Source organism: Taklimakanibacter lacteus, from assembly GCA_003576695.1.
GTDB lineage: Bacteria > Pseudomonadota > Alphaproteobacteria > Rhizobiales > Aestuariivirgaceae > Taklimakanibacter > Taklimakanibacter lacteus.
In genome coordinates, this window is record QOZQ01000007.1 from 294,409 (window position 1) to 312,113 (window position 17,705).

The following is a 17,705-nucleotide window of genomic DNA, read 5'->3' on the forward strand; positions in this document are numbered from 1 at the left end:
GTTTGACTTTATCCACTACTCGCATCGCGAGGCGCGAGCCACGCCCCCGATCGTCAAGGCCGGGTTTAACCCGGCCATCCAGACGTGACACCGTGCAGTTGCTGCACGGATGGGCTGGATGGCCGCCTCGAGGGCGGCCATGACGAGCTGAGTTCACTTCGCGGCGAGCAACTCGCCGAAAAGCTTCTCATCATAGGGCGAGAAGATATAGCCATCCGCCGGGAAGTCCTTGGCGCGGGCGAGATAGCCATCGATATTGCTGTTGTCGATGACCGGCAGCGGCACCTTGACGAAGGCCGGAACATCCTTGCCTTCGAGCGCCTGCACCGCCGTATAGGCGGCAAAGCCGCCAAGCCAGTTCGGCTGCATCGTGGCCCAGGATTTGAGGCTCTTGTCTTTCCACAGCTCGAGGAACTGGCGGGCATTCTCTCCGGTGATCGGCACCATGGGCCGGCCCTGCTTGTCCATGGCGAGGATGGCGCCGGCCGACAACGCGCCGCCGAGCGACAGGATGCCGTCGATCTCGGGATGCGCGAAGAGCAGGCTCGTCACCGCTTCCTGTGCGGGAGCGACATTGTAGGCGGTGTTGGTCTCGGCCAGGATCTCGATGCCGGGATTGGCGGCGAGCGCGGCATTGGCGCCCTTGCGGCGGTCATCGCTGACCGAGATGCCGGCCGGGCCGTTGAGGACGAGGATCTTGCCCTTGCCGCCCAGCTCGTTGATCAGCCATTTGGCGGCGGTATCGCCCCATTCATTGGAATCGGTGTTGATCTTCGCCGTCACCTGGTCGGTGTCGACGAGGCTGTCGAAATTGATGATGGCGATGCCCTTGGCGCAGGCATCGGCGATGACGCGGGCGGGCGCCGTCGATGAGCCGGCAATGAGCAGGATCGCATCGACATCGGCATCGATCATCGACTGGATCTGCTGGATCTGCACATTGGCGTCGCCTTGCGCGTCGGTGATGACCAGCTTGTCGACGAGGCCCTGCTTCTTCAGCTCCTCGACCTCGGCGGCAATGGTGCCCTCCGTCTGCTTCATCCAGGTCGGCACCGAATAGATGTTGGCCCAGCCCAGCGTGTAGGGCGCCTTGCGGTCGCCCTTGATGCATTTGGCGGCGGCATCGGCCTCAGAGACGAACCCCATACAGGTGAACAGGCCGAGGCAGAGGGCGCTGACCGCGGCTTTCACAGAAGATTTCGACATGTCTTTCCTCCGAATACTTGTTTTTTCCACTATAATGGAACTACTATCGGTATAGTGGAAGATGATGCTATCATGTTCCGAAGGCGGCGCAAGTGGATGGCGCCGGAAGTCAGCGGATTTTGTCGATCACGGGAGAAAGCGCATGACGGCAGAGGCAATGGAGTTGGAAACCGGGCGGCGGATGCGCGGCCTCGACCGGGCCGTCGAGATCCTGGATTATCTGCGCAGGCGGCGGCGCCCGGCGCGCCCCAACGAGATCGCGGTGGGCCTGAGCGCACCGAAATCGACGACCTATGAGCTCATCAATCTGCTCATCAAGGCCGGCATGGTCGAGTATGCCGACAAGGAGGGCCGCGTCTTCCTGGGGCGCAAGCTCTATTTCCTCGGCATCGCCTATGAGACGCAGTTCGACCTGACGCGCGAATGCAAATCCTATCTCGATCATCTCGCCCAGGTCACGCACGAGACTTCGCAGCTCTGCATGCTGGACGGCAACAAATACACGGTCGCCATGATGCGCGAAGGCATGCGCCCCTTCCGCATCAGCTCCGATGTCGGCGAGCGGATTCCCATCACCTGGACCGCATCGGGCCGGCTGCTCCTCGCGCATATGAGCGATGCCGAGATCCTCGCCTTCATTCCGGAAGGCGATTTCGTCCTGCCTAACGGGTCGCGGCTGCCGCCGGAAAAATTTCTCGCCGATGTGGCGCGAGCCCGCGCGGCGAAGTTCTTCTCCTTCGATTCACAAGCCGACAATTTCACCCATTGCTTCGCCGCCCCCGTCTATCAGAAAGGCACGACCTGTGTCGCGACGCTGTGCCTGATCGCGCCGCGCGGCGATGCGACGCGCAACTACGAGCGCTATCGCGAGGCGCTCACCAGTTCGGCGCGCGAGCTTTCGGAAAAGCTCGGCGACCGGCCGATAAGGATCAGCAAGGCCGGCGTGGCCTAGAGGCTTCCAGCCCGCCTGCTCTCTCATCGCTTCCCCCTCGCCCGTTGCCTGTGACGAAAACGAGAGCGCGCATCGACGCGCCGTGAGGACACAGCATGCGAAGTTCCTTGGATCAGATTTCCACGAAGGGATTTCCGAGCAAGTTACTCGGCCACTTCGTTTCAGTCGAGAAGCAGCGCTCTCTGCGGATAAAATTTAATGATTGGAACAATTCAATAGCGGCCGTCCCCGTGCTTTGCCACGAAGCGCTTACGCTAGGAAATTGATCGCCCCGATCGTTGCGTGCTGGCGCGCAGGCTGAGTTTGAAGCCGAGGTCGATGCGCGTCGTTTTCGGCCGCTGGCCTGAACCGCGAATGATCTCGAGCACGATCTCGGCGCTCAAGCGCGCCATATCCCGGCGCGGAACCGCAATCGTCGTCAGTGCCGGATGGGTATCGGCGGCGAATTCGAGGTCGTTGAAGCCGACGACGGAAAGCGCATGGGGAATGGCAATGTCCCGGCGCGCGCATTCGAACAATACGCCCAGCGCCAGATCGTCATTGCCGCAGAACACGGCGTCGAGATCGGGCCGGCGCAGGAGCAGCTCACCCAAAAGCTCGCCCCCCATTTTGACCGTCGAGGGGATCGGGCTCACCTCGATCAGGGTCTCGTCATGAAGGCCCGCGGCCTGCATCGCATCGACATAGCCCGCAACGCGCTGGCAGCCGCGCGAATCGTGGTTCGTCCCGATGATGCCGATGCGCCGGTGACCGAGCTCGATCAGATGGCGGGTCGCCAGCACGCCCGCATCATGTTGCGAGATGCCGATATTGATGTCGATGGGTCGGTCGGTGAGCCCCATGGTCTGAATGATGGGAATACCCGAATGCTCGAGGAGCTCGCGCGCATAGGGTGTCTGGTCGACATCGGTGAGGATCAGCGCCTCCGGGCGCTGGCCGAGCAAGGTGACGATCGCCTTTTCTTCCTCTTGCGGAGAATAGGCGCTGTTGAACACCATCACCTGGAAGCCCTTGGGCTGGAACATGTCGTGCAAGGCGCGCAGGTAATCGGCGAAGACGCCGTTGCTGAGCGAGGAGACGACGACGCCGATGACGTTGGAGCGCGACGATGCCAGGATGCTCGCGGCGCGGTTGGGAATATAGGCCAGGTCCTTGATCGCCGTATCGATTCGCTCGCGCAACAGGGGCGAGACCATCTCGGGCCGGCGCAGAGCGCGCGAGACCGTGACCGCGCTCACCCCGGCACGCTCGGCGACATCGGACAATTTGCTGCGCGGCCGGCGCTGCTTCCGCGGCATATCCATCATTCTCCCCTCTTATTATTAATCCGGCGGCGCCGCAATTGACAGCGCTATCATCATATAATACCGTAGTGACAGCTTACCGGATGGCGTGGCCTCTTCGGTCCTGCAATTGCCTCACCAAAGAAGGCGAACCTTCCGGCTTGGGCTGATCAGCCAACCTGAGAGTGGCGTTTTGGGAGGAACCAGCAATGAAATCGACAGTGAAACTGACGTGCCTTGCTTCGCTTGTGGGCGCCTTTGCCTTGAGTCTCACCTACGGCACCGCCTTGGCCGACGGACCCGAAACCGTCGCCGGCCCCGCCTCGGACACCAACTGCTTCGTGCCCTGGACGGACCAGACGAAGTTCTACAAATACCCGAAGAAGGACGGTCCCTATCGCATCGCGCTCGCCAATGGGTATATCGCCAATACCTGGCGCATCCAGATGATCCAGACCGCCAAGGCCTATGCGGCGCAGCCCGATGTCGCCGCCAAGCTGAAGGAATTCAAGGTCGTTTCGACCGGCGAGGACGTGCCGGCACAGATCTCGGCGATCAACAACTTCATCGACTCGGGCTATGATGCGATCGTCGTCAACGCCCAGAACCCGACCGCCTTCGCTCCCGTCATCAAGCGCGCCAAGGAAGCGGGCGTCATTCTCGTCGCCTTCGACAACATCCTCGACACGCAGGATGCGATCAATGTGAATGTCGATCAGAAGGGCCTGGGCGTGCTGTGGGCGAACTGGCTCGCCAAGCATCTGCCCGATGGCGGCAAGATCCTCGAAGTGCGCGGCGTCGCCGGCACCTCGGTCGATACCGACCGGCACAACGGCATCCATGAGACGTTCGGCGCCACCGGCAAGAAGTGGGAAGTCGTCGAAGTGCTCGGCAAATGGGACGACCCGACCGCCCAGAAGGCGACCGCCGACGCGATCGCCGTGCACAAGAAGTTCGACGGCATCACCGCGCAGGGCGGCGATACCGGCGTCGTGCAGGCGATGATCGACGCCAAGCATCCCTTCGTGCCCTTCGGTGGCGAGACCGAGAACGGCTTCCGCAAGTTCTGCGCCAAATTCGCCGGCGAAGGCCTGAAATGCTCGTCCGCCGGCACGGGTCCCGCCCAGGTGGCGGTGGCGATAAAGACCGCCATCGCCGCGCTGGAAGGCAATGTCGTGCCGCAATCGGTCAAGCTGCCGCTCGCCATCGTCGAGGACCCGAACTTCAAGGACGGCCAGGATTACTTCCCGGATCAGTCCGACAACTTCTTCGTCGGCAATTCCTTCCCCACCTGCGGGATCAATTTCTCCGCGCAGGAAATCATGGGACAGTCGAAAGAGAACCAGTAGAGCTCGTTTCGATCCTTGCGCCGTGGCAAGCCTGCCGCGGCGCAGGATTCTGATCGCTGGAAGGTCCCATGACCAGTCCGGAAACCGCAACGGCGCCCCCGCTGCTCAGCATGTCGGGGATCTCCAAATTCTATGGCGGCGTGCGCGCGCTCGAAAAGGCCGAGCTCACCGTCATGCCCGGTCGCATCCATGCCATCCTCGGCGAGAATGGCGCCGGCAAGTCGACGCTTATCAAGATCATGGCCGGCGTCGTGGCGCCCGATCAAGGCCGCCTCCTTCTCGATGGCCGCGAGGTGAGCTTCGCATCGCCCGCCGACGCCGCCGCGTCCGGCATCGCCTGTGTTTTCCAGGAACTGTCGCTGATCCCGGATCTGAGCGTCGCCGACAATATCTGCATCTCCAACCCGCCGCGCCGTTTCGGCCTGATCGACCGCCAGGCCCAGCGCGTCATCGCCGCCGAAGCGCTGGCGCGCGCCGGCGCCGACGACATCCATCCGCGCATCCTGGTGAAGGACCTGCCGCTGTCGCGCCGCCAGATGGTGGAGATCGCCAAGGCCCTTGCCCGCAAGCCCCGCATTCTGATTCTCGATGAGGCGACCTCGGCCTTGACGGCCGGCGACGTCGCCAAGGTCTTCGCCGTGCTGAAGAGATTCCGCTCGGAGGGCATGGCGCTCCTCTATATCTCGCATCGCATGCATGAGATCGCCGAGCTCGCCGATGAATGCACAGTCTTCCGCAACGGGCGCAATGTCGCAACCTACAAGGCCGGCACCCGCAGCGAGACCGAAGTGGTCGAGATGATGATCGGGCGCGAATACAAGAATGTCTTTCCGCCGAAGCCCGCGCATGTTTCCCGTCCTCAACCGCCGGTGCTCGAATGCCGCGATCTGGGTTGGGATGATCGCCTGCGCAATATCTCGCTGACGGTCGGCGAAGGCGAGGTCGTCGGCCTCGGCGGTCTCGATGGCCAGGGCCAGCGCGATCTGCTGCTCGCCCTGTTCGGCGTCTTGCGCGGCACCACGGGAGAGATCCTCATCGACGGCAAGCCGCAAACCATCGCCAGTCCCGCCAGGGCCTGCCACGAAAATATAGGCATGGCGCTCATTCCGGAGGACCGCAAGACCGAGGGTCTCATGCTGCCGATGACGGTGCGCGAGAACCTTTCCTTCGCCGCACTCGACCGCGTGGCGCGCCGCGGCATCATCGACCGCGACAAGGAGGAGGAGCTCATCGACGGGATGGTGCGCCTCCTGGGCATCAAGACCGCCGGGCTCGACATCCCGGTCGGCGCGCTGTCGGGCGGCAATCAGCAGAAGGTCGTCATCGCCAAATGGCTGATGCGCGGCCCGCGTCTGATCCTGCTCAACGACCCCACCCGCGGCATCGACGTCGGCACCAAGCAGGAGCTCTACGCGCTGCTGCGCCGCCTCGCCGATCAGGGTGCCGCGATCCTGTTCTATTCGACCGACTATGACGAGCTGATCGGCTGCTGCGACCGCGTGCTCGTCCTTTACGACGGCAGCGTCATCAACGAGCTCGCGGGCGACCGCCTCACCGAGCGCGCATTGATCGCCAGCGCCCTCAATGTCGATCAGGCGCGAATGACGGAGGCCCGCATATGAAGGAATGGCGCTTCTGGCTGGCCGAGCAGCGCCAGACCCTGATGGCGATCGGCATCTTCGCCGTCATGTTTGCCATCTATGTCACCAATCATCCGGCGGGCTTCACCGCCAATGTCGTGCAGACCGCCGCCAACAAGAGCGTGCTCCTCGCCTTCGTCGCGATGGCGCAGACGCTGGTGGTGATCACCGCCGGCATCGACCTCTCCGTCGGCATGATCTTCATCCTCACCAACTGCCTCGCCTCCTGGCTTGTCGTCGGCGGTGCCGGCGCAACCACGCTGGGCGTGATCGCGGTGCTGGGCTCGGGCCTCGCCTGCGGCATCCTCAACGGGCTGATCGTGATCTACGGCCGGCTGCAGCCGATCGTCGCCACCATCGCCACCGGGGCCGCCTATTTCGGGATCGCTCTGCTGCTGCGGCCCTATCCCGGCGGCTCGGTGAATGAGGGCCTCGCCGATGCCTTGACCGGCAAGTTGTTCGGCGTCATCCCGGCGAGCCTCGTGGCGCTCGCTGCCGTGGTGCTGGTGGTCTGGGTGCCGTTCAGCCGCTCGGTGCTGGGCCGCGCCGCCTATGCCTCGGGCTCGTCCGAGCCCGCGGCCTATATGTCCGGCATGCCGATACGCCGGGCGAAATTCCTGGCCTATGCGCTGGCGGGCCTCCTCGCCTCGATCGGCGGCCTTTTTCTCACCTTCTTCACCTATACGGGCGAGGCCGCCTATGCGAGCGGCAATGCCTACACGCTCTTCTCCATCGCCGCCGTGGTGCTGGGCGGCGTATCGCTCTTCGGCGGCAAGGGCAGCGTCATCGGCGCGATCTTCGGCGCCTTCGCCTTCCGCACCATCGGCGATCTCCTCTTCGTCTTCGATTTCGACCCCCTGTGGCAGCCGCTGTTCCAGGGCGTGGTATTGCTGATCGCCGTCAGCCTCGGTGCCTTCGGTCTGTTCCGTGTCCGCAATCGGCTGGAGTGGTTCGGATGAGCGATATCACGGGAGAACGCGCAATGGAGCGCCGCCTGCCGAAATTCATTCGCCGCATCGATCCGGCGGTCGCCACCGCTTTCGGCTGCATCCTGCTGCTGCTCGTCGTGGGCAGCATCTATTCGACGAGCTTCCTGTCGGTCGAATATCTTCTGCAGCAACTGAAGGTGGCCGCGTTCCTGGGCGTCATCGCCACCGGCATGATGATCGTCATCCTGCTCGGCCAGATCGACCTGTCGGTGCCCTGGTCGGTGGCTGTCGGCGGCATGATGGCCTGCGCCGCCGCCGCTTTCGGTCATGTCGGCGAGGCGCTCGCCATTCCCTTCGGCATCCTGTGTGGCATGGCGATCGGCCTGGCCAATGGCGTTGGCGTCGCCTATCTGCGCATCCCGTCGATGATCATCACGCTTGCCACCAACGCGGTCGCGCAAGGGCTGATGGTCGTCTATACCGGCGGCTTCTCGCCCCAGGATTCAGCCACAGCCGCGATGCGCTACATCGCGACAGGCTTCCTTGTGCCGGGCGTGCCCAATGCGGTGATCATCTGGGCGCTGATCGGCGCCGCGGCGGTCTTCGCCCTGACCCGCACGACCTTCGGCCGCAGCGTCTACGCGATCGGCAATCGCGAGCGCGCCGCCTATCTGTCGGGCATCGACACGCGCCGCGTCGTCCTGATCGCCTTCGTCGTCTCGGGCGGGCTCAGCGCCTTTGGCGGCGTGCTGCTCGCGGGCTATGCCTCCAAGGCGGCGCAGTCGATGGGCGATACCTATCTCCTGCCTTCGATCGCCGCCGTGGTGCTGGGCGGCACCTCGATCCTCGGCGGGCGCGGCTCCTATCTGGGCACCGTGGCGGGCGTGATCCTCATCACCCTCCTGCAATCGATCCTGTCGGTGATGCAGATGCCGGAAGCCGGGCGGCAGATCATCTATGGCGTCGTCATCGTCGCCATGCTGCTGCTCTATGGACGGCAGCGGCGGACCGAGTAACGAGTACGCTTGTGAGAGAATGCGCGGCCACGCTGTCAGGCTCGCTCCATCTGCTTTTCGAGCGCGCGTTCGACGGCCCTCCTTTCGCGCTTGATCACCAGGAGATAGGCCCTGACCGCGCCATCCGGCCGTGAGCGGCCTTGCTCCCAATCACGAATTCTGGCCGGACTGAATCCGAAGCGATGTGCGAACTGCTCCTGTGACAGGTGCATTTCTCTTCGCATGGCCTTCACGTCGATCTTGGTTGGGATGTAAACGTTATAGGTGGCAGGGTCCGCTTCGCCGCGTGCAATAGCCCGCGCCTCCTTCGCCGCTGCAATCAATCTCTTGCCAAGCTTGGTCATCTTCGTCTCCGCATCTTCATCACTTTCGCCTTCACGCTCGCTCTGTAGTCTTCCGCAAGACCTTCAAGCTCCTTCTTCAGCTCGTTCCTCTCCAACCTGGACAAGTTCTCACGTTCGCCTTTCGACAGGGCAGCCAGCAGAAAGACGGGAATGTCATTGCCGCCAAAATATGTGATGACACGATATCCGCCACTCTTGCCTTTGCCGCGGCCCGCAAAGCGGACTTTGCGCGCGCCGCCCGTGCCCTCCATTAGATCGCCCGCTTGCGGGTTTTCGCTGAGGAAGCGTTTGATCGCTGCCCGCTCGACATCAGGTATGCCCGCAATGGCGGCGTCTCTCTGATAGCCCGGCGTTTCTATGACAGCGTGCATTCTCGTATATACGGAAATTCCGTAGTCCGGTCAAGGAAAACCACGGATATCCGTGGCGAGATGCAGGCATATCGGTGCGTCAAACGCAGCAGCTGTGGCGTTTCTCCGTCGGCGGCACGTCGAGCGTCGGGTTGCCATCGAAGAAGCCGTGCGGCTGCAGCATGAAGCCGCACGTCACCGCCGACTGAACCGGAAAATCCTCGGGCCGCACGATGTGATGGTGGCCGAAAACATGCCAGAGCGTGACAGGCCGGTCGGCCACCGAACGATCCGCCTCGGTCCAGCGCGGCAGGCCTTCGCCGGCTTCGCTCTGATTGACATAGTCGCCGGCCGGCCAGCGCTCCTCTTTGCTGGTCGGCGTGACCCAGACATGATTGCGGGTGAAGCCGGCACGTAAATCAAGCTGTGAGCCTTTGCCGCCCAGCTCGGTGATGGCGCTGTGCGCGACAAGCTTGTAGGCGCGGAACCGGCCGAATGGGTTGGTCTTGCCGCGATTGACGATCTTCCAGAAGCGGTGCGATTGAGGCTCGGCGCGCCGGCGCGCCTGCTTCTCGGTCAGGAGCGGCGTCTCGACCGCATGGAAGGCATTATTATGGGGATTGCCGGGCCCCGGCCCGTCCAGCACCGTATTGACCTCGACGACCGTGTTGTCGGGCCCGTCCACCGCCATATCGAGCCTGGCGCAGAAGAGATGCTGGTGGATCTGGCCATAGACATCGGGCTGAACCTCGGTGCTGTAGCCCGCATCCCTGGCCGGCTCCGATCCCGCCGTATTGATGATGCCGGTGAGCTTCACCTCGAGCGCGATCGTGCCGTCGAGATGGAGATTCCAGTAGAAGGCATATTCGTAATTGCCGACGGTCGAGATGAAGGAGACGACGAGGCGGCGCGAGCGCCTGGTGTCGGCCTCCTGGGTGCGGAAATCCGTGTGCTTCCACAGAAGTCCCGCATCCTCCTCATGCAGGCAGACGGCATTGGCGATGGTCATGGAGCCGCCCGCGGTGGTGTTGAGCACGGCGTCGAAATAATGAATGGCGCCCAGGCAGTCGCAGCCCAGAACCAGGCTGTTGGCCAGGGCGCCGATGCCATATTCGCCGCAGTCGAAAGCGTTCTTGCGCGGATGGACGCCATGCGGCGCGCCATAGGGCACGATCATCTCGGCGACCGCGGCGCGCGCGATCAGCGAGCGCCAGCCGCCCTCTCTTTGCCTGATCCTGATATCATGCAGCACCAGCCCCTCGCGCGGCGTGAAGCCGACCCGGAAGCGCCAGCCGCCCCATTCGACGAGATTGCCGGTGACGGTGAAGCTCGGCCCTTCCGGCTGGACGATGTCGATCGGCTTCAGATCGCGCCGCCACAGCTTCTGGAAGCGGGCGCCGTAATTGCCGTCGGTCATGCCGATGGTCCACGGCCCGAAATCCTCGACGCTCACCACCTCGCCGGCATTGATATCGATGATGGCGCTCAAGCCCTCGATCGGATGGGCGAACTGGTTGTCGAAGGGCTTGGCGCGCAGCCAGGCGAAGCTCTGGATCAGCCGCTTGTCGCGCTCGCCCGGAATGCCGAAGCTTCCCGTCGACCAGGGATCGACGCAAACCATCGACATATCGGTGATGCCGCGTTTCCTCAAGCCCGCGAGAAAGCGCTCATCCTTCATGATGATGTCCTCGGCGAGCAGGAAATCGTCGGGGCCGATGCGCGGCTTGGCGCCTGGCCTCTCCTTCCAGGACAGGACCTTGCCGGCGCTCAGCGAGACGATCGCTTCGAACAGCCTGCCCGATGCCATGTCATAGGCGGCGACGAAGGCCCGTCTCTCGATCGCCGTGCCGGCCTCATGCGTGGCAAGCTCGTCGGGCTCCGGCTCATCGAGGATGATGGTCTCGAAGCGCATGCCGGGGCCCAAATCATGCGCGGCGCGGACGAGATCGGCAGCATGGGCGATCTCCGGCGCGCTCAAGCCATCGAGTGGATGCCGGGTGGTGTCGGCCGACCGCGTGGCGATGTCCTGCATGCTGCTTCCCTCCGAAGTGACGCGCTCACGGCAAAGCGTGAGCATGGCAAGAATTCGCCGGAAAAACCATGCCGACCGGTGATCAAGCCTTGACTCACTGCGCAATCCAAGCTTGATTAAAGTGGTCTGACAGCCTGACCGATTAAGAGTCAGGACCAGGGGAGCGCAGCCTTGAAATCCAAGCCGTCATCTTCCGCCCTTCTCAGCCCGGTCAAGAGCCAAACCCTTGATTCGGCTGTGATTGATGCGCTGGCGGCCTATGTGGAAGCGGCCCGGATCGGGCCTGGCGAGCGTCTGCCCTCGGAGCGGATGCTGTGCGACCGGCTGGAGGTCAGCCGGCCCACGGTGCGCGAGGCGCTCAAGCGCTGGGAAGCGCTCGGCATCGTCGAGATGCGCAAGGGCTCTGGCGTCTATCTGCGCAAGGCCGTGGGGCGCAACATCGTGCATGTGCCGCTGGTGCTGAGCCGCTCCTCCAAGGTGAAGGACCTGCTGCATGGTCTGCAGGTGCGCCGCGCGCTCGAAGGCGAGGCCGCCGCCATCTGCGCCGCATCTGCCTCGGCCGACCGCATCGCCATGATCGAGAAGGCGCTCATCCGCATGGAAGCGGCCCATGCCAGGGGCAATTCCTCGGAAGAGGACTGGGAATATCACCAGTCGATCATCGAGGCGACCGGCAATCCGCTCTTCACCCAGATCATCCAGTCGATGCGCGATCTCGTGCACCAGTTCTGGGAGAACCCGCTGCAGCTGCCCAATTTCGCCGAAGCCTCCTTCCCCTTCCATCGCAGCATGTTCGACGCCATTTCGCGGCGCGATCCGCAAGCGGCGCGCGCCGAAGCGCTCAAGATCATCGACAGCGTCGGCAGCGAAATCCGCGAGGCCTATCCAGATGAAGCATGAATCCCGCATCACGGATGCGGCCGACGCCGCCATAGAGGCCGCCTCGCTGATCCTCACCGAGGATGCGCCGCATGTGCATGACCCGGTCGTCGGGCCGATCTACCAGACCTCGCTCTTCACCTTCAAAGACTATGCCGAGATGCGCAATACCTTCGCCGGTGAAGCGAAAGGCTATATCTACAGCCGCGTCGGCAATCCGACCGTGCATGATTTCGAACGTCGCATCGCCGCCCTCGAAGGCGCTGAAGCGGCGCGCGGCTTCGCTTCCGGCATGGCGGCGATCAGCTCGACCGTTCTTTCCATCGTCGCGGCCGGCGACCGCATCGTCGCGGTGCGCAACTGCTATGGCGATGCCTATCGCTTCTTCGAGAAACTCTTGCCGCGCTTCGGCGTTACCATCGACTATGTCGAGGGCTCAGATGCCGAAGCGGTGGAGGCCGCCCTTCCGGGCGCCAGGCTGCTCTATCTCGAAAGCCCTTCCTCCATGGTTTTCGAGCTTCAGGATATTGCGCGACTGGCCCGTGCCGCCCGCGACCGGGGCATCACCACCGTCATCGACAATTCCTGGGCGACGCCGATTTTCCAGAAGCCGATCGCCCATGGGGTCGATCTGGTTCTGCATTCGGCGTCGAAATATATCGGCGGCCACAGCGACACGGTGGCGGGCGTGGTGGCGGGCTCCAAGGCGCTGATCGCCCACATCAATGACCTCACCCATCCCTTCCTCGGCGCCAAGCTGTCGCCGCTCGAGGCCTTCCTGCTGGTGCGTGGGCTCAGAACACTGCCCTTCCGTCTCAAGCGCCATATGGAAAGCGCGCTTCTCATCGCCGAGCGCTTACGCGCCCATGCCCATGTCACCAAGATCCATCACCCGGTCTATTCCAATCATCCGGGCCGCGCGACGCTCATGGGCTTCACCGGGCTCTTCACCTTCGAGGTCGATGACGCGATCGACATTCCGCGCTTCGCCGATCTCCTCAAATTCTTCCGCCTCGGGGTGAGCTGGGGCGGGCATGAGAGCCTGGTGGTGCCGGTCGCTGCGTCGCTGGCTCAGACGCCCGGCGTCAATTCCTTCGATCGCTTCAATGTCAGCCCGCGCGCCATCCGTCTGCATGTCGGGCTCGAAGATCCGGAAATGCTGTGGGCCGACCTGGAGAACGCCCTGGCCAAGAGTGTGAAGATGTAAGTCACGTCAACAAGGGAGGAGTAACCAATGAAAAGACTGATGCAGACCATCATGTTCGGCGCCGGCATCGCGGCCTTGGCGAGTGTCGCCTCGGCCGAGACCAAGGTGCAGCTTGTCGAGGTGATCACCAGCCCGCAGCGCACCGAGTTCCTGCGCAAAGCGCTCGACGAGTTCGAGAAAGCCAATCCCGACATCAAGGTCGAGATCGTGTCGCTGCCCTGGGGCCAGGCCTTCGAGAAGTTCCTCAGCATGGTGCAGGCGGGCGAGACGCCCGATGTCGTCGAGATGCCGGAACGCTGGATGGGCCTCTATGGCAATAACGGCCAGCTCGAGGATCTCGGCCCCTATATGAAGGACTGGGCCGAGATCGGGACGCTGGGCGAGCGCGCCAAGCAGTTCGGCTCCACCGTCAAGAACACCCAATATATGCTGCCCTATGGCTACTATGCCCGTGCCATGTTCTGGAACAAGAAGCTGTTCGCGGAAGCCGGCTTGAGCGAGGCACCGAAGACGATCGATGAGTTCGTCGCGGCCACCCAGAAGATCGCCGGGCTCGGCAACGGCAAATATGGCTATTGCCTGCGCGGCGGGCCGGGCGCCTTCGGCGGCATCCAGATGTTCATGAACATCATGGACGGCAAGCCCGGCTTCTTCAACGAGGACGGCACCTCGACCTTCAACGAGGAAGGCTCCGTCAAGGCGCTGCAGATGCTGCAGGACATGTACAAGAACGGCTGGGTGCCGAAGGACAGCGTGAGCTGGGGTTTCAACGAGATCGTCACCGGCTTCTATACCGGTACCTGCGCGATGCTCGACCAGGATCCGGATGCGCTGATCGGCATCGCCGAGAAGATGAAGGCGGATGATTTCGCCGTGGCGCCGATGCCGGTCGGTCCCAACGGCAAATCCTATCCGACGCTCGGCTATGCCGGCTGGTCGATGTTCGCCGACAGCCCGGCCAAGAAAGAGTCCTGGAAGGTCATCGAGTTCCTGTCCTCCAACAAGCAGAATCTCGAATGGGCCAAGGTGGTGGGCGTGCTGCCGATCCACAATGGCGCCGACCAGGATGCCCATTTCAAGACCGAGCAGTTCAAGGGCTGGTTCGAGGAGCTGTCCAACCCGGACAAATATGTCTTCGTGACGCCGCCGACGCATCTGGAGAATCTGGGCGTGTTCTATGATTCCATGGTGCCGACCGGCTTCCAGGAAATCCTGCTGTCGAAGCGTTCGCCGAAAGAGGTCGCCGATGAGTGGGCAACCTTCCTGACGGGCGAGCAGAAGAAGTGGATGGAGACGAACAAGTAAAAAAATGCCCTCTCCCCGCTTCAGCGGGGAGAGGGAGGGACCCATTGCGCAGCAATGGGAGGGTGAGGGGCATCGGCGTGATCTTCGTCGATACCGACGACTGAAGATTTCGGAGCGAAGGAAGAGCGAGAATGCATGGCGAAGATAACCGTCGACGCCCATGCCCCTCACCCTTCCCGCCGCTCTCGCCTTCGCGAAGCCGGAGTTTCGGTTCGGTGGAGCAAGGTGGCTTCGCTTCGGCGGAGCAAGGTCGCGTCGGGCCCCTTCCCTCTCCTGCGCTTCGCTTGCAGGGCGAGGGTAAGCATGACCGCGATCGCTGAAGACATCGGATCACTGCAGCGGCAAGCCGACCGGCGCCGCTTCCTCGAGCCGTGGCTCTATCTGAGCCCGGCCCTGATCCTGATCTTCACCGTGCTCATCGTGCCGCTGGTCATCGGCATCTCCTATTCCTTCCGCAAATTCTCGGCCTTCCGGTCCGAATATGTCGGGCTCGGCCAATATCGCGCCATGCTCTCCGACACGGTGCTGCATGGGGCGCTGGTCAACACGCTGTGGTGGACGGTGGCGAGCCTTGCCCTGCAGTTCTTCTTCGGCCTCGGCCTCGCCCTGCTCCTCAACCGGCCCTTTATCGGCCAGAGGATCGTGCAAGGCCTCGTCTTCCTGCCCTGGGCGGTGCCGATCTTCCTCACCGGCCTCACCTGGTCGTGGCTGTTCAATCCGGTGATCGGGCCCTTGCCGCATGTCTTCCATGCCATCGGGCTCCAGGCCGAGCCCGTCACCATCCTGGCCGACCCCGCGACCGCCATGTGGGGCCCGATCATCGCCAATGTCTGGTTCGGCATCCCCTTCTTCGCCATCACCTTGCTCGCGGCGCGCAAATCCATCCCTTCAGAGCTCTATGAGGCGGCGGCCATCGACGGCGCTTCACCCTGGCAGCAATTCACCAAGGTGACACTGCCCTTCCTGGCGCCCACCATCGCCATCACCGTGATGCTGCGCACAGTATGGATCGCGACCTTCGCCGATCTCATCTATGTCATGACGGCGGGCGGCCCGGCCGGCTCCACCAACACGATCGCCACCTATATCTATGTCTCGGCCTTCAAGTCGCTGGACAAGGGCTATGCCTCCGCCATCGCGGTGCTGCTCCTCGTCCTCCTCATCGCCTATGCGCTGATCGTCATCCAGATGCGGCGCGCGCTTCTGAGGGATGCCTGACATGCCCGGCCAATCCCGCTTCCAGCGCATTGCCGGCACGATCGGCGTCTATGGGGCGATCGCCTGCTATGTCGTCTTCGCGCTGCTCCCGATCTACTGGACGATCAAGATCTCGGTGACCCCGCAGGACCTGCTCTACAGCGAAGGCATCCGCCTGTGGCCGAGCCGCATGACGCTCGCCAATTATGCCAGCGTGCTCGAGGCCACCGATTTCCCGCGTTATTTCCTCAACAGCATCATCGTCTCGGTCGCGACCGCCGTCATCGTCACCGCGGTCGCGTCCTTCGCCGGCTATGCGTTGTCGCGCTTCCGCTTCCGGGGCAAGGCGCTGGTGAGCCTCGTGCTGCTTCTCACCCAGACCTTCCCGCTGGTGATGGTCATCCCGCCGATCTACCGGATCATGGGCCAGCTCGGCCTCACCGACAATCTCTATGGCCTCATCATCATCTACACCGCCTTCAACATCGCCTTCGCCACCTTCCTGATGCAGTCCTTCCTCGATGGCGTGCCGAAGGATCTCGAGGAAGCGGCGATGATCGATGGTTGCACGCGCTTCGAGGCGCTGAGAAGGGTCATCCTGCCCCTGACGCTGCCCGGCATGGGCGCTACCGTCGCCTTCGTCTTCACCGCCGCCTGGAGCGAATTGCTGTTCGGCCTGATGCTGATCAACAGCGAGAGCCAGAAGACTTTCTCGGTCGGGCTTCTCACCTTTGTCGGCAAGTTCGCGGTCGACTGGGGACAGATGATGGCCGCCTCGGTGCTGGCGCTCATCCCGGTCTGCCTCTTCTTCCTCTTCCTGCAACGCTATCTGGTCACCGGTCTCACCGCCGGCGCCGTCAAGGGATAGATCATGGCCTCCGTATCGCTGCGCAGTGTCCACAAGAAATTCGGACCGATCACGGTTCTGCAGTCGATCGATCTCGACATCGAGGATGGCGAGTTCGTCGTGCTGGTCGGACCGTCGGGCTGCGGCAAGTCGACCTTGCTGCGCTCCATCGCCGGGCTTGAGACCATCAATGGCGGCGAGATCCATATCGGCGAGCGGCAGGTCAATCATGTGGCGCCCAAGGACCGCGACATCGCCATGGTGTTCCAGTCCTATGCGCTCTATCCGCATATGGATGTGCGCAGGAACATGGGTTTCAGCCTCAACTTGCGGAAAAGCCCGACCCGGATGGTCGTCGAGCGCGTCAGCGCCGCCTCGACCAAGCTTGGCCTCAACAGCCTGCTCGACCGCCTGCCGAAGCAGCTGTCAGGCGGTCAGCGCCAGCGCGTCGCCATGGGGCGCGCCATCGTGCGCAACCCGCAGGTCTTCCTGTTCGACGAGCCCTTGTCCAATCTCGACGCCAAATTGCGCGCGACCATGCGCACCGAGATCAAGGCGCTGCACCAGTCGCTCAAGACCACCGCCATCTATGTCACCCATGACCAGGTCGAGGCCATGACCATGGCCAACCGCATCGTGGTGATGAGCGATGGTGTCATCCAGCAAGTGGGCGCACCGCTCGAGCTCTATGATCGTCCCGCCAATATCTTCGTCGCCGGCTTCATCGGCTCGCCGACGATGAATTTCTTCGACGCCGTGATCGACGGGAAGCAGGCCGGCCTCGCCGACGGCTCGCTGCTGGCGTTGCCCGCTTCCGCAGCAGTCACCGAGGGCCAGAAAGTGGTGATCGGCATCAGGCCGGAACATCTGCATTTCACCGATACGGGAATTCCCGGTACGGTCGTGGTCGTCGAGCCCTTGGGCATGAGCACGCAAGTGACACTCGATGCGGCCAGGGAACGCGTCACCCTGCTCGCTCTCGAAAGGCCCGTTCTGGCGCCGGGTGACCGGAAGCATCTCACGGCCAGGCCACAGGACATTCACGTCTTCGACCGCGCCAGCGGGCTCAGGGTGAACTAACACCTCCTACCGTCATCCCGGCGAAAGCCGGGACCCCTTGAATAAGCGCCCGCGGGAGATGTTGCCATGCTGATAGAATTTAATGGGCC

General features: G+C 63.1%; 16 protein-coding genes. 11 read left to right on the forward strand and 5 right to left on the reverse strand.

Features of this window, described 5'->3' with window-relative positions:
• Nucleotides 1–153 precede the first annotated feature (153 nt).
• A complete protein-coding gene (locus DT068_RS16265; RefSeq protein ID WP_438816442.1) occupies nt 154–1,146 on the reverse strand; it encodes an ABC transporter substrate-binding protein in 993 nt (330 codons plus the stop codon).
• Nucleotides 1,147–1,348: 202 nt separating this feature from the next.
• On the opposite strand from DT068_RS16265, the gene DT068_RS16270 reads away from it, so the two are divergent.
• Nucleotides 1,349–2,158: an IclR family transcriptional regulator gene (locus DT068_RS16270; protein ID WP_368904767.1), complete on the forward strand. Its 810-nt coding sequence runs from the start codon at nt 1,349–1,351 to the stop codon at nt 2,156–2,158.
• 254 nt (nt 2,159–2,412) lie between these two features.
• On the opposite strand, the gene DT068_RS16275 is transcribed toward DT068_RS16270, so the two are convergent.
• Nucleotides 2,413–3,465 carry a LacI family DNA-binding transcriptional regulator gene (locus tag DT068_RS16275; protein WP_368904768.1) on the reverse strand — a complete coding sequence of 351 codons (1,053 nt, stop codon included), beginning with the start codon at nt 3,463–3,465 and terminating at the stop codon, nt 2,413–2,415.
• A 185-nt stretch (nt 3,466–3,650) separates the two neighbouring features.
• Between DT068_RS16275 and DT068_RS16280 the strand changes: the two genes are divergently transcribed.
• The 4 genes from DT068_RS16280 to DT068_RS16295 all read left to right on the forward strand — a co-directional run bounded on the left by DT068_RS16280 (nt 3,651) and on the right by DT068_RS16295 (nt 8,375).
• Complete coding sequence (locus DT068_RS16280; protein WP_119390916.1) at nt 3,651–4,790, forward strand: sugar ABC transporter substrate-binding protein; 1,140 nt, start codon at nt 3,651–3,653, stop codon at nt 4,788–4,790.
• 68 nt (nt 4,791–4,858) lie between these two features.
• Nucleotides 4,859–6,412 carry a sugar ABC transporter ATP-binding protein gene (locus DT068_RS16285; protein ID WP_119390917.1) on the forward strand — a complete coding sequence of 518 codons (1,554 nt, stop codon included), beginning with the start codon at nt 4,859–4,861 and terminating at the stop codon, nt 6,410–6,412.
• Nucleotides 6,409–7,389 (forward strand): ABC transporter permease, encoded by a 981-nt coding sequence (locus DT068_RS16290; protein ID WP_119390918.1) that lies wholly within the window; start codon nt 6,409–6,411, stop codon nt 7,387–7,389. Before DT068_RS16285 ends, DT068_RS16290 begins: the two co-directional genes overlap by 4 nt.
• Complete coding sequence (locus DT068_RS16295; RefSeq protein WP_162914233.1) at nt 7,386–8,375, forward strand: ABC transporter permease; 990 nt, start codon at nt 7,386–7,388, stop codon at nt 8,373–8,375. The genes DT068_RS16290 and DT068_RS16295 overlap by 4 nt, the downstream gene beginning before the upstream one ends.
• Nucleotides 8,376–8,410: 35 nt before the next feature.
• On the opposite strand, the gene DT068_RS16300 is transcribed toward DT068_RS16295, so the two are convergent.
• From DT068_RS16300 to DT068_RS16310, 3 genes are all read right to left on the reverse strand, one after another.
• A complete protein-coding gene (locus DT068_RS16300; RefSeq protein ID WP_119390920.1) occupies nt 8,411–8,719 on the reverse strand; it encodes a helix-turn-helix domain-containing protein in 309 nt (102 codons plus the stop codon).
• The gene (locus DT068_RS16305) at nt 8,716–8,970 is read right to left on the reverse strand and encodes a type II toxin-antitoxin system RelE/ParE family toxin (RefSeq protein ID WP_368904769.1); all 255 of its coding nucleotides are present in this window, start codon (nt 8,968–8,970) and stop codon (nt 8,716–8,718) included. Before DT068_RS16305 ends, DT068_RS16300 begins: the two co-directional genes overlap by 4 nt.
• Before the next feature lie 199 nt (nt 8,971–9,169).
• A complete protein-coding gene (locus tag DT068_RS16310) occupies nt 9,170–11,101 on the reverse strand; it encodes a primary-amine oxidase (protein WP_119390983.1) in 1,932 nt (643 codons plus the stop codon).
• Nucleotides 11,102–11,338: 237 nt separating this feature from the next.
• Between DT068_RS16310 and DT068_RS16315 the strand changes: the two genes are divergently transcribed.
• From DT068_RS16315 to DT068_RS16340, 6 genes are all read left to right on the forward strand, one after another.
• Nucleotides 11,339–12,001 (forward strand): FadR/GntR family transcriptional regulator, encoded by a 663-nt coding sequence (locus DT068_RS16315; protein WP_368904770.1) that lies wholly within the window; start codon nt 11,339–11,341, stop codon nt 11,999–12,001.
• Nucleotides 11,991–13,187, forward strand: coding sequence for an aminotransferase class I/II-fold pyridoxal phosphate-dependent enzyme (locus DT068_RS16320; protein WP_119390923.1), 1,197 nt, complete (start codon nt 11,991–11,993; stop codon nt 13,185–13,187). Before DT068_RS16315 ends, DT068_RS16320 begins: the two co-directional genes overlap by 11 nt.
• 27 nt (nt 13,188–13,214) lie before the next feature.
• Nucleotides 13,215–14,492, forward strand: coding sequence for an ABC transporter substrate-binding protein (locus DT068_RS16325; RefSeq protein WP_119390924.1), 1,278 nt, complete (start codon nt 13,215–13,217; stop codon nt 14,490–14,492).
• A 303-nt stretch (nt 14,493–14,795) separates the two neighbouring features.
• Nucleotides 14,796–15,710 carry a carbohydrate ABC transporter permease gene (locus DT068_RS16330; protein WP_119390925.1) on the forward strand — a complete coding sequence of 305 codons (915 nt, stop codon included), beginning with the start codon at nt 14,796–14,798 and terminating at the stop codon, nt 15,708–15,710.
• 1 nt (nt 15,711) lies between these two features.
• Nucleotides 15,712–16,557: a carbohydrate ABC transporter permease gene (locus tag DT068_RS16335; protein WP_119390926.1), complete on the forward strand. Its 846-nt coding sequence runs from the start codon at nt 15,712–15,714 to the stop codon at nt 16,555–16,557.
• Between the two features lie 3 nt (nt 16,558–16,560).
• Complete coding sequence (locus DT068_RS16340; protein WP_119390927.1) at nt 16,561–17,616, forward strand: ABC transporter ATP-binding protein; 1,056 nt, start codon at nt 16,561–16,563, stop codon at nt 17,614–17,616.
• Nucleotides 17,617–17,705: the final 89 nt, after the last annotated feature.

What these genes read in the sequence shown, in the direction of transcription:
- DT068_RS16265 (WP_438816442.1), bottom strand. Translation starts at nt 1,146, where the DNA reads ATGGGGTTCGTCTCTGAGGCCGATGCCGCCGCCAAATGCATCAAGGGC.
- DT068_RS16270 (WP_368904767.1), top strand. Translation starts at nt 1,349, where the DNA reads ATGACGGCAGAGGCAATGGAGTTGGAAACCGGGCGGCGGATGCGCGGC.
- DT068_RS16275 (WP_368904768.1), bottom strand. Translation starts at nt 3,465, where the DNA reads ATGATGGATATGCCGCGGAAGCAGCGCCGGCCGCGCAGCAAATTGTCC.
- DT068_RS16280 (WP_119390916.1), top strand. Translation starts at nt 3,651, where the DNA reads ATGAAATCGACAGTGAAACTGACGTGCCTTGCTTCGCTTGTGGGCGCC.
- DT068_RS16285 (WP_119390917.1), top strand. Translation starts at nt 4,859, where the DNA reads ATGACCAGTCCGGAAACCGCAACGGCGCCCCCGCTGCTCAGCATGTCG.
- DT068_RS16290 (WP_119390918.1), top strand. Translation starts at nt 6,409, where the DNA reads ATGAAGGAATGGCGCTTCTGGCTGGCCGAGCAGCGCCAGACCCTGATG.
- DT068_RS16295 (WP_162914233.1), top strand. Translation starts at nt 7,386, where the DNA reads ATGAGCGATATCACGGGAGAACGCGCAATGGAGCGCCGCCTGCCGAAA.
- DT068_RS16300 (WP_119390920.1), bottom strand. Translation starts at nt 8,719, where the DNA reads ATGACCAAGCTTGGCAAGAGATTGATTGCAGCGGCGAAGGAGGCGCGG.
- DT068_RS16305 (WP_368904769.1), bottom strand. Translation starts at nt 8,970, where the DNA reads ATGGAGGGCACGGGCGGCGCGCGCAAAGTCCGCTTTGCGGGCCGCGGC.
- DT068_RS16310 (WP_119390983.1), bottom strand. Translation starts at nt 11,101, where the DNA reads ATGCAGGACATCGCCACGCGGTCGGCCGACACCACCCGGCATCCACTC.
- DT068_RS16320 (WP_119390923.1), top strand. Translation starts at nt 11,991, where the DNA reads ATGAAGCATGAATCCCGCATCACGGATGCGGCCGACGCCGCCATAGAG.
- DT068_RS16325 (WP_119390924.1), top strand. Translation starts at nt 13,215, where the DNA reads ATGAAAAGACTGATGCAGACCATCATGTTCGGCGCCGGCATCGCGGCC.
- DT068_RS16330 (WP_119390925.1), top strand. Translation starts at nt 14,796, where the DNA reads ATGACCGCGATCGCTGAAGACATCGGATCACTGCAGCGGCAAGCCGAC.
- DT068_RS16335 (WP_119390926.1), top strand. Translation starts at nt 15,712, where the DNA reads ATGCCCGGCCAATCCCGCTTCCAGCGCATTGCCGGCACGATCGGCGTC.
- DT068_RS16340 (WP_119390927.1), top strand. Translation starts at nt 16,561, where the DNA reads ATGGCCTCCGTATCGCTGCGCAGTGTCCACAAGAAATTCGGACCGATC.